Annotated in this window: 13 protein-coding genes, 1 tRNA gene and 1 pseudogene; 7 read left to right on the top strand and 8 right to left on the bottom strand. The window is 72.7% G+C overall.

The window, feature by feature from the left end:
- Nucleotides 1–27 precede the first annotated feature (27 nt).
- The 5 genes from ACFQBR_RS23180 to ACFQBR_RS23160 all read left to right on the top strand — a co-directional run bounded on the left by ACFQBR_RS23180 (nt 28) and on the right by ACFQBR_RS23160 (nt 6,222).
- A complete protein-coding gene (locus tag ACFQBR_RS23180; RefSeq protein ID WP_344178776.1) occupies nt 28–1,284 on the top strand; it encodes a sugar ABC transporter substrate-binding protein in 1,257 nt (418 codons plus the stop codon).
- Nucleotides 1,281–2,183: a carbohydrate ABC transporter permease gene (locus ACFQBR_RS23175; protein WP_267945686.1), complete on the top strand. Its 903-nt coding sequence runs from the start codon at nt 1,281–1,283 to the stop codon at nt 2,181–2,183. Before ACFQBR_RS23180 ends, ACFQBR_RS23175 begins: the two co-directional genes overlap by 4 nt.
- Complete coding sequence (locus ACFQBR_RS23170; protein WP_344178777.1) at nt 2,180–3,097, top strand: carbohydrate ABC transporter permease; 918 nt, start codon at nt 2,180–2,182, stop codon at nt 3,095–3,097. Before ACFQBR_RS23175 ends, ACFQBR_RS23170 begins: the two co-directional genes overlap by 4 nt.
- Nucleotides 3,098–3,152: 55 nt before the next feature.
- Complete coding sequence (yicI, locus tag ACFQBR_RS23165; protein WP_344178778.1) at nt 3,153–5,495, top strand: alpha-xylosidase; 2,343 nt, start codon at nt 3,153–3,155, stop codon at nt 5,493–5,495.
- A 172-nt stretch (nt 5,496–5,667) separates the two neighbouring features.
- Nucleotides 5,668–6,222: a TetR/AcrR family transcriptional regulator gene (locus ACFQBR_RS23160; protein ID WP_344178779.1), complete on the top strand. Its 555-nt coding sequence runs from the start codon at nt 5,668–5,670 to the stop codon at nt 6,220–6,222.
- 52 nt (nt 6,223–6,274) lie between these two features.
- Here the strand turns inward: ACFQBR_RS23160 and ACFQBR_RS23155 are convergent, their stop codons facing one another.
- Nucleotides 6,275–7,282 (bottom strand): SDR family NAD(P)-dependent oxidoreductase, encoded by a 1,008-nt coding sequence (locus ACFQBR_RS23155; protein ID WP_267945690.1) that lies wholly within the window; start codon nt 7,280–7,282, stop codon nt 6,275–6,277.
- A gap of 183 nt (nt 7,283–7,465) precedes the next feature.
- Nucleotides 7,466–8,892 (bottom strand): annotated as a pseudogene (locus ACFQBR_RS23150) (MFS transporter).
- A gap of 370 nt (nt 8,893–9,262) precedes the next feature.
- Between ACFQBR_RS23150 and ACFQBR_RS23145 the strand changes: the two are divergent.
- Nucleotides 9,263–9,952 (top strand): TetR/AcrR family transcriptional regulator, encoded by a 690-nt coding sequence (locus ACFQBR_RS23145; protein WP_344178781.1) that lies wholly within the window; start codon nt 9,263–9,265, stop codon nt 9,950–9,952.
- A 317-nt stretch (nt 9,953–10,269) separates the two neighbouring features.
- Here the strand turns inward: ACFQBR_RS23145 and ACFQBR_RS23140 are convergent, their stop codons facing one another.
- The 3 genes from ACFQBR_RS23140 to ACFQBR_RS23130 form a co-directional block, all read right to left on the bottom strand.
- Nucleotides 10,270–10,923: an ABC transporter ATP-binding protein gene (locus tag ACFQBR_RS23140; RefSeq protein WP_344178783.1), complete on the bottom strand. Its 654-nt coding sequence runs from the start codon at nt 10,921–10,923 to the stop codon at nt 10,270–10,272.
- Entirely contained in the window at nt 10,923–12,617 is a 1,695-nt protein-coding gene (uppS, locus tag ACFQBR_RS23135; protein WP_344178785.1) for a polyprenyl diphosphate synthase, read from the bottom strand. Before uppS ends, ACFQBR_RS23140 begins: the two co-directional genes overlap by 1 nt.
- A gap of 447 nt (nt 12,618–13,064) precedes the next feature.
- Nucleotides 13,065–13,138: transfer RNA gene (locus tag ACFQBR_RS23130), tRNA-Pro, on the bottom strand.
- A gap of 351 nt (nt 13,139–13,489) precedes the next feature.
- Here ACFQBR_RS23130 and ACFQBR_RS23125 point away from each other — a divergent pair.
- Nucleotides 13,490–13,957 (top strand): hemerythrin domain-containing protein, encoded by a 468-nt coding sequence (locus ACFQBR_RS23125; RefSeq protein ID WP_267945695.1) that lies wholly within the window; start codon nt 13,490–13,492, stop codon nt 13,955–13,957.
- A 59-nt stretch (nt 13,958–14,016) separates the two neighbouring features.
- Here ACFQBR_RS23125 and ACFQBR_RS23120 read toward each other — a convergent pair whose 3' ends face one another.
- From ACFQBR_RS23120 to ACFQBR_RS23110, 3 genes are all read right to left on the bottom strand, one after another.
- Entirely contained in the window at nt 14,017–15,003 is a 987-nt protein-coding gene (locus ACFQBR_RS23120; RefSeq protein WP_267945696.1) for an aldo/keto reductase, read from the bottom strand.
- 98 nt (nt 15,004–15,101) lie between these two features.
- Entirely contained in the window at nt 15,102–16,268 is a 1,167-nt protein-coding gene (locus ACFQBR_RS23115; RefSeq protein ID WP_344178788.1) for an NAD(P)-binding domain-containing protein, read from the bottom strand.
- 190 nt (nt 16,269–16,458) lie between these two features.
- Nucleotides 16,459–16,812 carry a cupin domain-containing protein gene (locus tag ACFQBR_RS23110; RefSeq protein ID WP_344178790.1) on the bottom strand — a complete coding sequence of 118 codons (354 nt, stop codon included), beginning with the start codon at nt 16,810–16,812 and terminating at the stop codon, nt 16,459–16,461.
- Between the last annotated feature and the right edge of the window lie 119 nt (nt 16,813–16,931).

Here is a 16,931-nt window from a genome sequence, read left to right as displayed (position 1 = left end):
GCCCACCCCCCGCCGAAGAGGGCCCCGATGCACCCACACCACCCCCCGCCACCGCCTCCGCACCGCCGCGTCCGCGCGGCCGCCTGCTCGGCGGCGATGGCCCTGACCCTCGTCGGCTGCGCGGCCGAGCGCGACCCGAACGTGTACACGATCATGAACTCGGGCACCGACGAGCCCTACCACTCCTGGGACCAGGAGGTCATGGACGCCTGCGGCGACCGGGCGGGCGTGGAGGTGCACCAGCTCAGCGTCCCCGCCGACCAGCTCGTCCCCAAGGCCCTGAGGATGGCCTCCTCCGACTCCCTCCCCGACGTCATCTCCCTCGACGGCTCGGACCTGCCCCAGTTCGCGGAGGCCGGCGGCCTGGTCCCCCTGGAACGGCTCGGCCTGCCCACGGACGGGCTGACCGAGAGCGCGCTCGCCTTCGGCAGCTACGAGGGCGTGTACTACGGCGCGGCCCGGTCGGTGAACTCGATCGGCCTCTTCTACGACGCCGACCTCCTGGCGCGGGAGGGGATCGAACCGCCGGCGACCTGGGAGGAGCTGCGGACGGCCGCCGCGGCCCTGACCGAGGGCGACCGCTACGGCCTCGCCATCAGCGCCCTCGCCACCGAGGACGGCGTCTACCAGTTCCTGCCGTGGCTGTGGTCCAACGGCGGCGACGAGCGGGAGCTCGGCTCCCCCGCGTCGGTGGAGGCGCTGGAGTACGTCGTCTCGCTGGTCGAGGAGGGGTCGGTGTCTCCGTCTGTCGTCAACTGGACCCAGGCCGACGCCAACGACCAGTTCATCGCGGGCAACGCCGCCATGATGGTGAACGGCCCCTGGCAGATGCCGGTCCTGCGCGAGCACCCCGAGCGCGCGTGGGCGGTGGCGGAGATCCCCGTCCCCGCGGAGGGGGACACCTCCGTCGCCCCCATCGGCGGCGAGGCGTACACCGTGCCGGTCAACGCCGCCGACCCCGGCCGCGAACAGGTCGCCGCCGAACTCGTGGCCTGCCTGACCACGCCGGAGGCGCAGCTGGACTGGTCCACCAAGGGCAGCAACGTGCCCCTGGACCCCTGGGCGGCGGAGCGGTACCGCGACGAGGTCCCGGAGCTCTCCCCCTTCGTCGACCAGGTGTCCACCGCGCGCAGCAGGACCGAGCACGTCGGCACCGAGTGGAACACCTACTCCCAGGCCATCGGCACCGCACTGCAAGCGGCCCTCACCGGCCGGGCGAGTCCGCAGGACGCCATGGAGAGGGCCCAGGAGCAGGTCGAGTCGCAGACGGGCGGACGGTCATGAGGACACGGACCCCCGCGCCGCGGCGGCGCGCCCTCACACCGTGGCTGTTCGTGGCCCCCGCACTGGCGTACATGCTGCTGTTCTTCGGGTACCCGCTGGTCCGCAACGTGGTGATGAGCTTCCAGGACTACACGTTCTCCACCTACTTCACGGGCGAGGCGCCCTTCAACGGCCTCGAGAACTGGCGGACCGTCTTCTCCGACGAGCTGTTCGGCGCCTCGCTGTGGCGGACCCTCCTGTTCACGGTCGGCTCCCTGGCCGGGCAGTTCGGCATCGGCATGGCGCTCGCCCTCTTCTTCAGCCGCCGGTTCCCGCTCTCGGGGGTCATGCGCTCCCTGCTCCTCCTGCCGTGGCTGATCCCCATGGTGGTGGCGGGCACCGTGTGGCGCCGCGTCCTGGACCAGGAGACCGGCGTGCTGAACGAGGCGCTCCAGGCGCTCCACCTCACCTCGTCGGCCGTCCCCTGGCTGAGCAGTCCCGACCAGGCGCTCCTGTCGGTCGTCCTCGTCAACATCTGGATCGGGGTCCCCTTCAACATGGTGATCCTCTACGGCGGCCTCCAGGAGATCCCCGCCGAACTGCGCGAGGCCGCCGTCCTGGACGGCGCGGGCCCGTTCCGGTCCTTCTTCTCCGTGACGCTGCCCCTGCTGCGGCCCGTCGTGACCGTGGTGCTGGTGCTGGGCTTCATGTCCACCGTGAAAATCCTGGACCTGGTCCTGGCCCTCACCAACGGGGGGCCGGCGCACTCCACCGAGACGCTGGGCACCCTCACCTACCAGCTGTCGTTCCTCCGGCTCGACTTCGGCCAGGGCGCCGTCGTCGGCAACGTCCTGATCGTCCTCAGCATGGTCTTCGCGGCGGTCTATCTGCGCGCCAACCGCGGAGGTGTCAACCGATGAGTGCACTGCGCAGCGGTACCGGGGACGCGGCCCGCCCCCCGGGCGCCACGACCCGGCGGCAGCGGACGCCGGGGGGCTCCCCCCGGCGCCGGCCGCGGACCACCCGCAAGGCGCGCGGCGACGCCGTGAGCCTCGTGGTCGGGGTCCTCGTCCTGGCGGTCCTGCTCTTCCCCCTGTACTGGATGGTCAACACCGCGCTCCAGCCGGGCGCCTCGGCGGCCGGCCTCCCGTGGTTCCCGCGCTCGCTCGACCTCGGCAACTTCCAGCGGGCGTGGGAGTCGCAGGCGGGCAACCTGCTCACCTCCGTCCTGGTGGCGCTCGGCTCGGTGGCGGTCTGCCTCACCGTGGCCGCCCCGGCGGCCTACGCCCTGGCCCGCTTCCGGCTGCGCGGCGCCGACACGATCGTGTTCGCGACCCTCATCACCCAGATGGTCCCGGGCATCGTCGTCGCCAACGCGCTCTACAACGCCTACGTCGGCCTGGGGCTGGTCAACTCCTACCTGGGGCTAATCCTGGCGGACGCGTCCCTGGGCCTGCCCTTCTCCATCGTCCTGCTGCGCGCCTTCATGGTGTCCATCCCCGAGGAGGTGATCGAGGCCGGGATGATCGACGGCGGCGGACGGCTGCGCGTCCTCGTCTCGATCGTGCTGCCCATGAGCCGCAACGCGCTGATCACCGCCGGGCTGTTCACCTTCCTGTTCGCGTGGTCGGACTTCCTCTTCGCGCTGACCCTGAACACGACCGACGCCGTGAAGCCCGTGACGCTCGGCATCTACGAGTACATCGGCGCGCACGTCGGCGACTGGGGCGCCGTGATGGCCGCGGCCGTCCTCTCCTCCGTCCCCGCCGCGGTGCTGCTCGTCGTCGCGCAGAGGTACGTGGCGGCCGGGATCTCCAGCGGAGCGCTCAAGTGACCCGTCGTCGGAACCGACGGCGAACCGACACCAAGACGAGAGGGGCAGTCCGCCCATGAAGTTCACCGACGGCTTCTGGCAGATGAGGGAGGGCGTGCGCGCCCACTACGCGCGCGAGGTCCGCGACGTCCGCGTGGACGGGGACCGCTTCACCCTCTACGCGCCGGTGCGCCCCATCGGCCACCGCGGGGACACGCTCAACACGGCGCTGGTGACGGTCGACTGCTGGTCCCCGGCCCCCGGCGTGATCGGCGTCCGAACCACCCACCTGGCGGGCTCGGTGCGGCCCACGCCCGAGTTCGACGTCCGGGGCGCCCCCGGCGCCGCCTCGGTCCGGCGCGACGGCTCCACCGTCGAGCTGACCAGCGGGGGGCTCTCGCTGACGGTGGGCACCGACGGCCCGTGGCGGATGGAGTTCAGCGCCGACGGCGCCACGCTGACCGGCGTCGACGCGAAGGGGACCGGCTTCGTCGAGGACGCGGACGGCTCCCACCACATGCTCGGACAGCTCTCCCTGGGGATCCGCGAGCTCGTGTACGGCATGGGCGAGCGGTTCACCCCGTTCGTGCGCAACGGCCAGACCGTGGACATCTGGCAGGCCGACGGCGGCACGAACAGCGAGCAGGCCTACAAGAACGTCCCCTTCTACATGACCAACCGCAACTACGGCGTGTTCGTCGCGCACTCCGGACCGGTGTCGTTCGAGGTCGGCTCGGAGTCGGTGGGCCGCGTGCAGTTCAGCGTCGAGGACCACGCCCTGACGTACTACGTCGTCCACGGGGCGGACCCCAAGGAGGTGCTGGACCGGTACACCGCGCTCACCGGCCGCCCCGCCCTGCCCCCGCAGTGGTCCTTCGGGCTGTGGCTGTCCACGTCGTTCACCACCTCCTACGACGAGGACACGGTGAACCGGTTCGTCGACGGCATGGCGGACCGGGGCGTGCCCCTGAGCGTGTTCCACTTCGACTGCTTCTGGATGCGCGAGTTCCACTGGTGCGACTTCGTCTGGGACCCGGAGGTCTTCCCGGACCCCGTGGGGATGCTCTCCCGGCTCAAGGCCAAGGGGCTGCGGACCTCGGTCTGGATCAACCCCTACATCGCCCAGCGGTCGGCGCTGTTCGAGGAGGGCTCCCGACTGGGACACCTGGTCCGGCGGCCGGACGGGACGGTGTGGCAGTGGGACATGTGGCAGGCCGGGATGGCGCTGGTCGACTTCACGTCCCCGGCCGCCCGGGAGTGGTACGCCGGCAAGCTCAAGCCCCTGCTGGACATGGGTGTGGACTGCTTCAAGACCGACTTCGGCGAACGGGTGCCGACCGACGTCGTGTGGTCGGACGGCTCCGACCCGCACGGCATGCACAACTACTACACGCAGCTGTACAACGCGACGGTGTTCGACCTGCTGCTGCGTGAACGGGGCGAGGGCGAGGCGGTCCTCTTCGCGCGCTCCGCGACGGCGGGCGGCCAGAGCTTCCCCGTGCACTGGGGCGGGGACTGCGCCTCGACGTTCGAGGCCGTCGCGGAGAGCCTGCGCGGAGGACTGTCGCTGGGGCTGTCGGGATTCGGCTTCTGGAGCCACGACATCGGCGGCTTCGAGGGCACCCCGGACCCGGGGCTGTTCAAGCGCTGGCTCGCGTTCGGCCTGCTCTCCTCGCACAGCAGGCTGCACGGCAGCCGCTCCTACCGGGTCCCGTGGGAGTTCGACGAGGAGTCGACCGACGTGGCCCGCGCGTTCACCCGGCTGAAGTGCGAGCTCATGCCCTACCTGTTCGGGGCCGCCGTCCAGGCCCACCGGCGGGGCACGCCCGTGATGCGCGCGATGGTGCTGGAGTTCCCCGAGGACCCGACCTGCCACCACCTGGACACGCAGTACATGCTGGGCGGCGACCTGCTCGTCGCCCCCGTGCTGAGCCCCGACGGCTCCGTCGAGTACTACGTGCCCGAGGGGGTGTGGACCCACCTGCTCACGGGGGAGACCGTACGGGGCCCGGGGTGGCGCCGCGAGATCCACGGCTTCGACTCCCTGCCGCTGCTGGTGCGGCCGGGCGCGGTCCTGCCCGTCGGCGCGGTGGGCGACCGCCCCGACTACGACTACACGGACGGCCTGACCCTGCGCGTGTACGGGGCCGGAGCCCCGGCCGCGCCGGCCGCCGGTCCGACCGTCGTGACCGTGCCGGCCGCCGACGGCTCCGACGCCGCCGTCTTCCGGGTCTCGCGCTCGGAGGACGGGGTCACCGTGGAGGCCGACCCGGCCCCGGCCCGGGGGTGGAGGGTCCTCCTGGTGGGCGCGCCCGGAGCCGTCCCCGCCGACCCCTCCACCGAGGCCGCCGACGGGGACGGCGGCACCCTGGCGTCGGCCCCCGCGGGCGCCACGAGCCTGAGCCTGCGCCTGCCCTGACCGGGGACGGCCCGGGGAGGACCGGCACCGGTCTCCCCCGGGCCGCGTCGCGCGGTCCCTCCGTGCGGGGCCTCCTGCGGCGGGGGTCCGCGCACGGCCCCCGCGGACCGTGGCGTGACGGGGCGGCACGCAACGGGACGGGCGTCCGCCGGCCACGCCCTAGAATCGCACGGTGCCCCGACGCGACCCCGAGATCCCCACACGCGACGCCATCGCCGCCGCCGCGGCCCACCTGTTCGTCGAACAGGGCTACTCCCGAACCTCGGTCCGCGAGATCGCCGCGGCGGCAGAGGTGGACCCCGCCCTGGTCATCCGCCACTTCGGCACCAAGGAGCGGCTGTTCCTGGAGACCGTCCGGATCGGCTCCGACCGGGCGCCCTTCCTGGGCGGGCCGATCGAGACGCTCGGGACGCGGTTCGTCGACTACGTCCTCACGGTGGACGACCACACGCGCGGCATCTACCTCGCGCTGATCCGGGCCAGCGACGCCAGCACCGTGGGGTCGCGCCTGCACGAGGCCCACGAGACGGCGTTCGTGCGTCCGCTGGCCGAACGCCTCTCCGGCCCCGACGCCCTGCTCCGTGCCCGCCTGGCCGCCGCACTCGTCGGCGGCCTGCTCTACAGCCTCTGGGTCGTCGGCGACAAGGAGCTGGCCGACGCCGACCACGGGGAGGTCGTGGCGCGTTACGGCGCCCTCCTCCAGGAGCTCATCACCCCCGGGGACTGAACGCGTCCCGGCGCCCGGCCCCCTCCTCGCGGGGACCGGGCGCCGGCGTCCGTCACTGGACGGACCAGCCCCCGTCGGAGGCGAGCACGACGCCGTTGACGTTGTCGCTGTCGTCGCTGAGCAGCCAGGTGATCGACGCGGCGAGCTTGTCCGCGTCGGCCACCTGCGGGATGAGCCGCATGAACTCACCGATGCGGGCCTTGCCGAACTCCGAGCCGAAGGTCGCCTCGATCCCCGTGGCCACGGGCCCCGGGGCCACCGCGTTGACCCTGACCCCGTGCGGTCCGTACATGAACGCCGAGCTGCGCGTGATGCCGACGACGGCGTGCTTGGAGGCCGTGTAGGCGATCCCCGCCGCGTTGCCGCGCAGCGCCGCCTCGGAGGCGACGTTGACGATCGCGCCCCGCCCCGCGGCGAGCATGGCCGGGACCACCGCGCGCGAGAGCTTGAAGGTGCCGTCGACGTTGACCGCGAAGACGCGTTCCCAGGTCCGGTCGCTCACCTCGTGCAGGGGCGACATGTCGTCCATGATCCCGGCGACGTTGGCCAGGCCGTCGACGCGCCCGCCCGCCGCCTCGACGATCCGCGCCACGTCCTCGTCACCGGTGATGTCGGCGGCGACGGGCACGACCGTGTCCTCGGGCGAGGCGTCGACCAGGGACCGGAGGCGGTCCTGCGCGATGTCCACGGCGATCACCCGGCCGCCCTCGCGCACGATCCGCGCGGCGGTGGCGCGGCCGATCCCCGAGCCCGCTCCGGTGACCACGACCGTGCGTCCGGCGAACCGCGCACCGGTCGCGGACGCCTGCGGCTCCTCCTCGACGACGGGGGCGACCCCGCCGTTGGCGCGGAGCACGAGCTCGTCGACGAGCTCCTGCGGGAACCGGTCGCCGGCGATCTCGACGAGTTTGGCCAGCGAGAGCTTGCCGACGGGGCGCAGCGCGTCCGCGTCCTGTCCCGACCCCTCCAGCAGTTCGCGCAGGACCGGCCCTCCGGCGGGGTGCGCGAGCCACTCCTCCACCGTGTTCCCGGCGGTGATGGGCGTACCGTTCGCGGTCATGTCTCCTCCTCGCCGGCGGGGTGCCGATCCCGCCGCTCGTGTGGGCCGTGCCTTCCACGACCCTGCTGTCAACTAAGTTGACACCCACGCCACCCTAAGCGACGGGAGGAGCACACGGCCCGGGCGGGGGCTGCGACCCTGCTCTCACCAGGGCGGGAGGGGCCGGCCCCGGGCGCGCACCGGTCAGGCGCCCCGGGTGGCCGCGGCGCCGACGGGCTCCGCGGTTCCGGACGCGGGCGGGTCTTCCGCCGAGGGCTTCCGGCGCCCGGGCAGGAACGCGGCGATGGCGAAGGCGGTGAGGGCGGCGAGCCCGCCGATGCCCAGGACCAGGGTGAAGGCGCCCTGTGACGGGAGGTCCTGGCCGCCCACCGGCAGGGTCATGCTGGTCAGGACCATGCCGGTGACGGCGCTGGCCACGGAGGTGCCGATGGAGCGCATGAGGGTGTTGAGGCTGTTGGCCGCGGCCGTCTCGGACCGCGGCACAGCCGCCATGACCAGCGCGGGCATGGCGCCGTAGGCCAGGCCCACACCGGCGCCGATGACGGTGGAGGCGATCATGAGCTGCCAGATGCCGGACATGAGCAGCAGGCTCAGGCCGTAGCCGACCGCGACCAGGAGCGCGCCGCACATCAGGGTCGTCTTCGGGCCCATGGCGCGGGACAGGCGCGCGGAGAGCGGCGCCATCACCATCATGACCAGCCCGTTCGGGGCCATCACCAGCCCCGCGACCAGGATCGTCTGCCCGAACCCGTACCCGGTGGCCTCGGGCAGCTGGAGCAGCTGCGGAACGACCAGGGACATGGCGAACATGGAGAACCCGAACACCAGGGAGGCGGTGTTGGTGAGCAGGACCTGGCGGCGCACGCTGGTGCGCAGGTCGACCAGGGGGTGCGGGCGCGCAGCTCCCACCAGCCCCACACCAGGAGCACCACGGCCGCGGCGGCGAGCATCGCCCCGGGAACGCCGCTGCCCCAGCCCCAGTCCGAGCCCTTGGACACGGCCAGCAGGAGCAGGAGCAGTGCCACGGACAGGCCGACCGATCCGGGCAGGTCGAACCTGCCCCCCGCGCGGACCCCCGAGTCCGGGACGAGCGTGCGCACCAGGACGGCGGCGGCGCCGGCCAGCGCCGCGGCGACCCAGAACAGCGTGTGCCAGTCCGCGGTCTGGGCGAGGAACGCCGCGGCGGGCAGACCGAGCGCACCGCCCACCCCCAGGGACGCGCTCATCACCGCGGTCGCCCCGCCCAGGCGTTCGGGGGGCAGCTCGTCGCGCATGATGCTGATGCCCAGCGGGATGACCCCGGCCGCCAGCCCCTGGAGGGCGCGGCCCACGACCATCGGCACCAGGCTGTCGGCGAGGGCGCAGAACACCGAGCCGACCACGAGGACCGCCAGGCTGAGGACCAGCATGGGGCGTTTGCCGTACATGTCGCCCAGGCGGCCCACCGTGGGGGTGGCGACCGCGGCGGCGAGCAGTGTGGCGGTGATCGCCCACGTCGTGTCCCCGGGGGTCGCCCCGAGGAAGCCCGGCAGCACGGGAACGAGGGGGATGACCAGGGTCTGCATGAGCGAGACGACGATGCCGCTGAAGGCGAGGACGCAGATGATCACGTTCGGCCGGGCGGGAGGGCGCGCGGGTGTCCGCGCTTCGGATGGGCTGGTGCGGGCATCGGTCATCGAGCAGGAACCCCCGTATTCGGACACGCGAAAGCGCCGACTTTTAAGTCAGGCGCATGACTTAGACTAACAGGACGTACCGGGCCGACTCCACGCCCGGCGGGAGTGAGGGAGGCCATATCAGCGAGGAAAACGCCGACGGCTCCGGCGCCCGCCCCCACCGGAGACGGGCACGGCCCGCGCGCCCATACGCGTCCGAGGGGCGCGGCCCCGACGGCCGCGCGCAGCCACAGACCGGGCGACGGGCACCGCTGCCGGCGACACGGGGCAACCATCCCGCGCGGAGATCGGTACGGTGGTCGGCATGAGCGGCAGGGTGGCGAGGTCGGAGCGGGTGGCGGCGACGCGGGAGACGATCCTGTCGGCGGCGGAGCGGCTGTTCGCGGAACACGGCATGGCGGGGGTGTCCAACCGCCAGATCGGCCAGGAGGCCGGACAGGGCAACAACACCGCCGTCACCTACCACTTCGGCTCCAAGGAGGGGCTGGTGCGCGCGATCGTGCGCCGCCGCACCGGGCCCGTCGAGGACGTGCGGCGCCGCATGGTGGCACGGGTCGACGGCTCCTCCGAGGTCAGGGACTGGGTGGCGTGCATGGTCGAGCCCCTGGCCCAGCACCTGGACGACCTGGGCACACCCTCCTGGTACGGGCGCTTCAGCGCCCAGGCGCTGGCCGACCCCGCCTTCCGGGGGATCGTCTCCCGGGAGGCCATGGAATCACCCTCGCTGGTGCGCACCGGGGAGGAGCTGCGCAGGTGCCTGCCCGACCTGCCCGCGCCCGTGCGCCGCGAACGCCAGGACATGGCCCGCCACCTCATCGTGCACACCTTCGCCGAGCACGAGCGGGCCCTCGCCGAGGGCGAGCCCACCCCCAGGGGCTCCTGGCACGAGGCCGCCACCGGCCTGACCGACGCGCTCACCGGCCTGTGGCTGGCCCCCGTCACCGCCCCCTCCGCCGGCCCGGAGCCGAGCGCCGCGGGCGACCGCGCCCGCTGACCGCCCGGGGTCCCTGGCGGCTGCCGCCCGAGGGGACGCTGTTACCCGGGCTCTACGCGGCGTCACGCACGTCCGCACACACCCTCCCCCGGGGACGCAGAAAGGGTCCACCCTCAGGCCGGACCCTTCACCGATCTGCTAGTTCTCTGTCGGCACGACGGGATGTCAACCCACGACCCCCTTGCCCCTGGCAAGCTGCACCAAGCCGCAGGAGGCCGGGGACAGCCGCTCGACAACAGGAAGAACCTGGTCAGGACGCAAAGTCCGGGCCGCCAGACGGCAGGAACAGTCCTGGAGGGGCGCCGTCAGCCCCACCGCTACCCCACCAGGACCGCTCGGATTCCGGGTGGCCCGCCCACCCTCCGGGCTGTGCGGTCACGCGTGCGTGCGGCGAATGCCCCCAGGGCGACCACTCCGAACACCGCCCGGTCGACGTCGTGGGCCAGGTGGGAGATGACCACGATGGCGCGCCCTTGGGCCTGCAGTTCCGCAGAAATCTCCCAGAACCGCAGGTAGGTCTCCCAGTCGAAGCCCTGGTAGGGCTCATCCAGCAGGAGGACGGCCGGGTCGTGCATGAGGGACAGGACCAGGTTCAGCTTCTGCCGTGTTCCGCCACTCAGGTGCCGGGCCGGGGTGGCACCGTACTGCTCGAACCCGAGGCGGGCGATGAGGGCGCGTGCCCGGTCCAGACTGCGCAACCGGTAGGCGACGGCGAAGTAGCGCAAATGCTGATCCACAGTCAGCTCCGGGTTGGTCACCGGGCGCTGGGGGCAGTAGCCGATTCGGCCCTCAACCCGCACCCGGCCGGGATCGGGCGCGAGTTCACCGGACAGGATCCGCAGCAGGGTGGTCTTGCCCGCTCCGTTCTCGCCGACGACCCCCACCAGCTCTCCGGGCGCGGCCCGCAGGCTCACTCCGCGCAGGACACGCCTCGTCCCGAAGGCCTTGTGCACGTCCGCCACGTGCAGCATCAGACGCTCTTCCCGATCAGGGTACCGCCGAAGCTCCTGCGCCGTCCCGCGTAGGCGTCGACGGCGCGCACCAGGTGGGAGCGGTCGAAGTCGGGCCAGAGAGCGTCCTCGAAGACGATCTCGGCGTAGGCGGTGTGCCAGGGCAGGAAGTTGCTGATGCGCTGCTCGCCGGCGGTCCTGATCAGGAGGTCCACATCGGGCAGGCCGGGATCGTAGAGGTACGCGGCGAGGTCGGACTCCGTCAGGCGTGTCGGGTCCAGCCGCCCCGAGAGCGCCTCGGCCACCGTGCGTTTGAGCGCGTCCACCATCTCCTGGCGGCCTCCGTAGTCCAGGCAGAACGTGAAGGTCGTCCCGCTGTTGCCCGACGTCAGCTCCTCAGCCCACTCCAGCCGTTCGCGGAGTACTGCCCCGACCCTGCTGCGGCGGCCGTACCAGCGCATCCGAACGCCCCGGGCGTGCAGGCGCCCGGCCACCCCCGAAACGCGCCGGGTGAACGCCCTGAGCAGAGAGGACACTTCTTCGGGAGAGCGCGACCAGTTCTCCGTGGAGAAGGCGAAGGTGGTCACGTACTTGATGCCCAGATCCCCGGCGGCGTCCACCAGGCGGTACATCGCCTCCTCCCCTGCCGTGTGCCCTTCCACGGGAGCCAGCCCGAGCGCCCGGGCCCACCGCCGGTTACCGTCCATGATCACGGCCACGTGCTCGGGGACCGCGGCGGGAGGACCCCCGGGGTCCGGGGACGGGACGGGGGGCTGCCGTTGCCGCAGCTCGGGGACGACCGGCAGGACTCCGACAGGTGTCTCTCGGGTTTGTGACAAACGGGCGGGAACGGCTGTTCGCGGTGAGGCGCCCGGCGGGTCCGCCGGAAGGTACTCGCACTCGTCCAGGCCCGTTCGCAGCCCGGCCACCGTGGTCGCGAGGAAGGGACGGCTGGAAGGGTGCATGGCATCGACCACCCCCTGCCCCTGGTCCAGCAGTCCGCGTGCCCGTTGCACCTGTCGTGCGATCAGTTTCCGATAGGCGTCCGTGCCGCGCACACCGATCAGGTCGTCCGCGTCCAGGCCGAGTCGCTCCAGGTCCTGACGGGGCAGGTAGCAGCGGCCCTGTTCGAGGTCTTCGGGCAGGTCGTGGAGGATGTCGACGTACTGGAGGACTTCCCCCAGCAGCGACATGAGTTCCGGGGCGTCCTCCCTGACCGGCTCCAACACGGTGCCGAACAACTCAGCGACGGTGCCGGCCGTACCACGCATGTAGCCGCGCAGGTCGGCGAAGCCGGGAAAGTCGGGCGGCCTGCGACTGTCCTGCTCAAGTGTGGCGAGAAGCTCCTCCAGCACCGGCACGGACATGCCCCACGCCCGCACCGTGTGGACCATGGCGCGCTGGACCGGCGACAGGCGAACGGGTGCGCCGGGTCCGCCGGCCAGCGCGGCCAGGGTGTCGGCGCGGAAACGGGCCAGGGCCGACCCACGCTCGGAGACCTCCCCTTCGTCGGCCAGCCGATCAGCCCACAGCCCGAAGGCGGCCAGCGCGTGCGCGTAGGGGCGCTTGTGGACGGGCAGCAGATCGACGACCTGCGGAGAGAGATGGTCCGCACCCGTGTGGATCCTGCGACAGACCTCGAAGGCGCGCGCCAGACCGGTGTCGGCGCCCCGCTCCGCGATCAGCAGGGGGCCCGTCCTCATGTACCCGCTCATCGCTGTTCCTCCGCGGTGAGCGCGGGAGTATGCCCTCGCACCCGTGAACCGTTTCCCGCGAGAGGGACCGCCTGTGTCCACGCCCTGGCCAACACCGAGGGGATTTGAATATGCACGCTGAGTAGCATAATGGTTTCCGTGCCCGTTTCGAACTGCTGGACCGGCGCAGAGGACGGACCCGGCTGGATCCGGCAAACGCGGTCTTCGAGTGCCTGGAGACCTTCCACAACCGGCAGTGCCGCCACTCGGCGATCGGCTGGCTGATACCCGTGGAGCTCGAGGGGAAGAGATCGAGCACCGTGGTCTGAGAATCCAGGAAAACGGCTCCAGCACACTCAGTACACGCCAACGTGGTCCAACGGCCCACCTGGCCCGGTTCAACCCCACCGAGCGCGCAAAAAAGGGCCCACCTGATGGTGGACCCTCTCATGACCCGCTACTTCTCTGTCGGGACGGCGGGATTTGAACCCACGACCCCTTGACCCCCAGTCAAGTGCGCTACCAAACTGCGCTACGTCCCGGCCGCTGGGCGGGCACCGTCTCCGGTCCCGCCAACAGGTAAAACTGTAGCGCATCCGGCAGTGCTCTCGAACCGCCCACACCTTTCGGACGGCCCTCGTCCGTGGGCGGTCGCGACCCGGTGGACCGGTCGCGCGCCCCGCCGAGAGTGGGGTGCGGCAGCTTTCCGTGTCCCTGCCGGACCCCGGCGGCGGAGCCTCTGCGGTGGCTCCTCGCAGAGCTCGCGGGGACGTCGGCTCCGCGCGGTACCGTGGGGCGTTTCGCGCTCCCGGGCCTTCCGCAGGACGCCGGCGCGCCGCGCCCACGGCAACCGCCGCGGGCGTTCCTCCGTCCCCGACACCTGGAGCCACGCATTGACCGAGCAGAGGGCACACGCCTGGGGGCGGGAGCTCCGAGTCGTCCACCAGAGGCTGCGCGACGCCCTGGAGGTGGCCCGCGAGGCCATCACCGACGGCGCGGGGGCCGAGTCCGTCTCCCGCGACCTCCGGCTCTTCTGCCTCGGGTTCTGCACCGCCCTGAACGGCCACCACACGAGCGAGGACGCCGCCCTCTTCCCCCTCCTCCTGGAGCGCCGCCCCGACCTCGCGCCCGTCGTCGCCAAACTCAAGCAGGACCACAGCATGATCGAGTACCTCATCGCCGGCCTGCAGAAGGCCGTGGACTCCGGGCACGGCTCCGAGGAGCAGCTGCGCCACCTCGACGGGATCGAGGCGGTCATGGAGACCCACTTCCGGTACGAGGAGAAGCAGATCACCGGCGTCCTCGACGAGCTCACCGGCGAGGGGCTGGACAGGAGGACCCTGCTGGGTCCCCTCGCCTGAGCTCCCGGGAAGGCCCGACGGCACGGGCCCGTCCCGCCGCCGGGATGCTCCTATGGATGTCAGCCGAGGTCCTCCTCCCCGAGCAGCCCCTCCCCCACCAGGTCCGCCCACAGCGCGTCCGGCACCGGCCGGGCGAACAGGTCGGCGTTGCGCCGGGCCTGCTCCGCCGACCGCGCGCCCACGAGGACGGTGGCCACCGCCGGGTGCCGGGCCGCGAACGCCATCGCCGCGCCCGGCAGGGACACCCCGTGGCGGCGGGCGACCCCGGCGATCGCGGCGGCCCGGGAGCGCACCTCCGGCGACGCCGCCGCGTAGTCGTAGGTCGCGCCCTCGACGGGTTCGTCCGTGGCGAGCACTCCGCTGTTGAACACACCGGCCGCGATCACCGACACCCCGGCGCGCCGGCAGGCCGGGAGCATCGTGGCCGCCGCCGACCGGTCCAGGAGCGTGTACCTCCCGGCGAGCAGCACCGCGTCCACGTCGGTCTCCACCGCGAAGCGCTCCAGCATCCCGGCCTGGTTCATGCCCGCGCCGATCGCGCCGACCACCCCCTGGTCGCGCAGCTCGTGCAGCGCGGGGTAGGCCTCGCCCACGGCCTGTTCCCAGTGGTCGTCGGGGTCGTGGAGCAGGACCAGGTCGACCCGGTCCAGGCCGAGCCGCTCCAGGCTCCCCTCCAGTGACCGCAGCACTCCGTCCGCGCTGAAGTCCCACCGGCGGGTGTGCGTGGCGGGGACGTCGAAACCGTGGTCGTCGCGTTCCCCGCTCCGGTTCGGGGACGGCTCCAGCAGCCTGCCGACCTTGGTCGACACGGTGTACCGGTCCCGGGGCAGGCCGGCCAGCGCGCGTCCCAGCCTCCGCTCGGAGAGGCCCAGCCCGTAGTGCGGGGCGGTGTCGAAGTACCGCACCCCCGCGTCCCACGCCGCCCGCACGGCATCGTGGGCGGCCTCCTCCGTCACCGCCCGGTCCATGCCGTTGCCGATCCCCACGGCGCCGAACCCGAGCGCGCCGACCTCCACCCGCGAGCGTCCCAGCCTGGTCGTCCCCATGCGCTCCCCTTCTCCGTGTGCCCACGGACAACTCTCGAACGCTGCGGCCCTCGCCATCCCTCGCCGGAGCCGGCGTGCGTGCTGCGCGGGGAACCTGTCTAACCCACGGGAGCCGGATCCGCCACGGGGGCACGGAGCTCGGCGACGACCTGCCGTGCGACGGCGCGGCCGGCGCGGTTGGCCCCGATCGTGCTCGCCTGGGGACCGAAACCCGCGAGGAACAGGCGGGGGTTGCGCACCGAGCGGCCCTGTTCGACGCGGACGCCGCCGCCGGGCTCGCGCAGGCGCAGCGGTGCCAGGTGGGTGAGCTCGGCCCGGAACCCGGTGGCCCAGATGATGGCGTCCACGGGGGCGAACGTCCCGTCGGCCCAGCGGACCCCGCCCGGTTCGACCGAGGAGAACATCGGACGGGCCACGAGGAGCCCCCGCTCGGCCGCGGCAAGGTTCTCCGGGGTGGCGGGGAGGCCGGTTCCGCTGACGATGCTCGGGAGCGGCCGCCCGGCCCTGGCAGCCTCGTCGGCCATCCGCACGGCCGTGACGCCCGCGTCCGGGTCGTCGGTGAACTCGACGGGTCGGCGGGTGGCCCACACCGTGGCCGCCGCCACGCCCTCCAGCTCGCGCAGGAACCCGACCGCGGAGGTGCCCCCGCCCACGACGAGGACGCGCTTCCCCCGGAAGTCCTCGGCGGAGCGGTAGCCGGGTGTGGTGATCTGCGTGCCCCGGAACTCCGCGGCGCCCGCGAAGTAGGGCCGGAAGGGGCGTGCCCACGTCCCGCCGGCGTTCACGAGGACCCGGGCGCCGATGTCGCCCCGGTCGGTCGTGAGGAGGAACCCTCCGCGGCCGTCCTCGTGGACCCCGGTGACCTCGACGGGTCTGCGCACGTCCAGCGCGAATGCCTGCTCGTAGCGCTCGTAGTAGTCGGCCACGACCTCCCTGGCGGCCCTCGTCCGGTCCGCGGTGGCGAAGCTCAGACCGAGTTCCCCCATGCCGGGCAGGTCGTCGACCTTGTGCGCCGTGTCCAGCCGCAGCGACTCCCACCGGAACTGCCAGGCCCCGCCCGCACCAGGCCCGCGGTCGAGGACCACCAGGTCCGAGCCTGGGGTGAGCCCGAGGCGCCTCAGGTGCCAGGCAACCGACAGGCCGGCCTGTCCCGCGCCCACGACGACCACGTCGGCCGAGCCCGGCAGCTCCGGCCCGGGTCCTCCCGTGCGGCCGTGCTTCGCTCCGGGGGCGCCCGGCCCGCCACGACCCTTCCCGTCCGCCATGTCCGTCCCTTCCGTCGTCCGCTGTCAGGGGGCAACAACGGCGGCGGGGGGTTCATGCCGGATCCCCGGCGCCCGCTCCGGGACGGGCACCCGGCGGTACGTGGAACGGCTCGGCTCCGATCCGACGGAACGTGAACGGGGGCGGCGGCGCGAGTGGTCCCGCGCCGCCGCCCCCGTGCGGGAGGGGGCTTCAGTCCTTCCATTCCTGGATCATCGTGTCCGAGGCGTGTACGCACATGAGGCGCAGCCGCCCGGTGCCGGTGTTGGTGAACCCGTGCCACACGTGGGGCTGGACGACGGCGGTGTCACCCGTCCTGGCGACGATCCGCTCCTCCCCCACCGTGATGGTCGCCTCCCCCTCCAGGACCGTCCACGTCTCGGTGTACGGGTGGCGGTGCAGGCCGGGGCCCTGGCCGGGGTCGTTGTCCACGAGGAAGAAGGAGATTCCGGAGCCGTGGAGGTGGCCCTCGAACCGCAGGGTACGGGAGTCGCCGACCAGCAGTTCCTCAGCGGGCACGACGGCCGGCGCGGTCACATCGCTCATGGTCCTCACACCTCGAACTCGACGACGGGCCGCGCCTCGACGGGGCCGACGGTGGCGGGGTCGTAGTGGTACAGCAGCGCGAACTGCACGTTTCCTCCCGGGGGGCTTGTCCTGATGCC

The sequence above is a fragment of the Nocardiopsis tropica genome (assembly GCF_042660575.1).
GTDB classification, from domain to species: Bacteria; Actinomycetota; Actinomycetes; order Streptosporangiales; family Streptosporangiaceae; genus Nocardiopsis; species Nocardiopsis tropica.
This window is presented reverse-complemented; position numbering and strand designations above follow the sequence as displayed.

What these genes read in the sequence shown, in the direction of transcription:
- ACFQBR_RS23180 (WP_344178776.1), top strand. Translation starts at nt 28, where the DNA reads ATGCACCCACACCACCCCCCGCCACCGCCTCCGCACCGCCGCGTCCGC.
- ACFQBR_RS23175 (WP_267945686.1), top strand. Translation starts at nt 1,281, where the DNA reads ATGAGGACACGGACCCCCGCGCCGCGGCGGCGCGCCCTCACACCGTGG.
- ACFQBR_RS23170 (WP_344178777.1), top strand. Translation starts at nt 2,180, where the DNA reads ATGAGTGCACTGCGCAGCGGTACCGGGGACGCGGCCCGCCCCCCGGGC.
- yicI (WP_344178778.1), top strand. Translation starts at nt 3,153, where the DNA reads ATGAAGTTCACCGACGGCTTCTGGCAGATGAGGGAGGGCGTGCGCGCC.
- ACFQBR_RS23155 (WP_267945690.1), bottom strand. Translation starts at nt 7,282, where the DNA reads ATGACCGCGAACGGTACGCCCATCACCGCCGGGAACACGGTGGAGGAG.
- ACFQBR_RS23145 (WP_344178781.1), top strand. Translation starts at nt 9,263, where the DNA reads ATGAGCGGCAGGGTGGCGAGGTCGGAGCGGGTGGCGGCGACGCGGGAG.
- ACFQBR_RS23140 (WP_344178783.1), bottom strand. Translation starts at nt 10,923, where the DNA reads ATGCTGCACGTGGCGGACGTGCACAAGGCCTTCGGGACGAGGCGTGTC.
- uppS (WP_344178785.1), bottom strand. Translation starts at nt 12,617, where the DNA reads ATGAGCGGGTACATGAGGACGGGCCCCCTGCTGATCGCGGAGCGGGGC.
- ACFQBR_RS23120 (WP_267945696.1), bottom strand. Translation starts at nt 15,003, where the DNA reads ATGGGGACGACCAGGCTGGGACGCTCGCGGGTGGAGGTCGGCGCGCTC.
- ACFQBR_RS23115 (WP_344178788.1), bottom strand. Translation starts at nt 16,268, where the DNA reads ATGGCGGACGGGAAGGGTCGTGGCGGGCCGGGCGCCCCCGGAGCGAAG.
- ACFQBR_RS23110 (WP_344178790.1), bottom strand. Translation starts at nt 16,812, where the DNA reads ATGAGCGATGTGACCGCGCCGGCCGTCGTGCCCGCTGAGGAACTGCTG.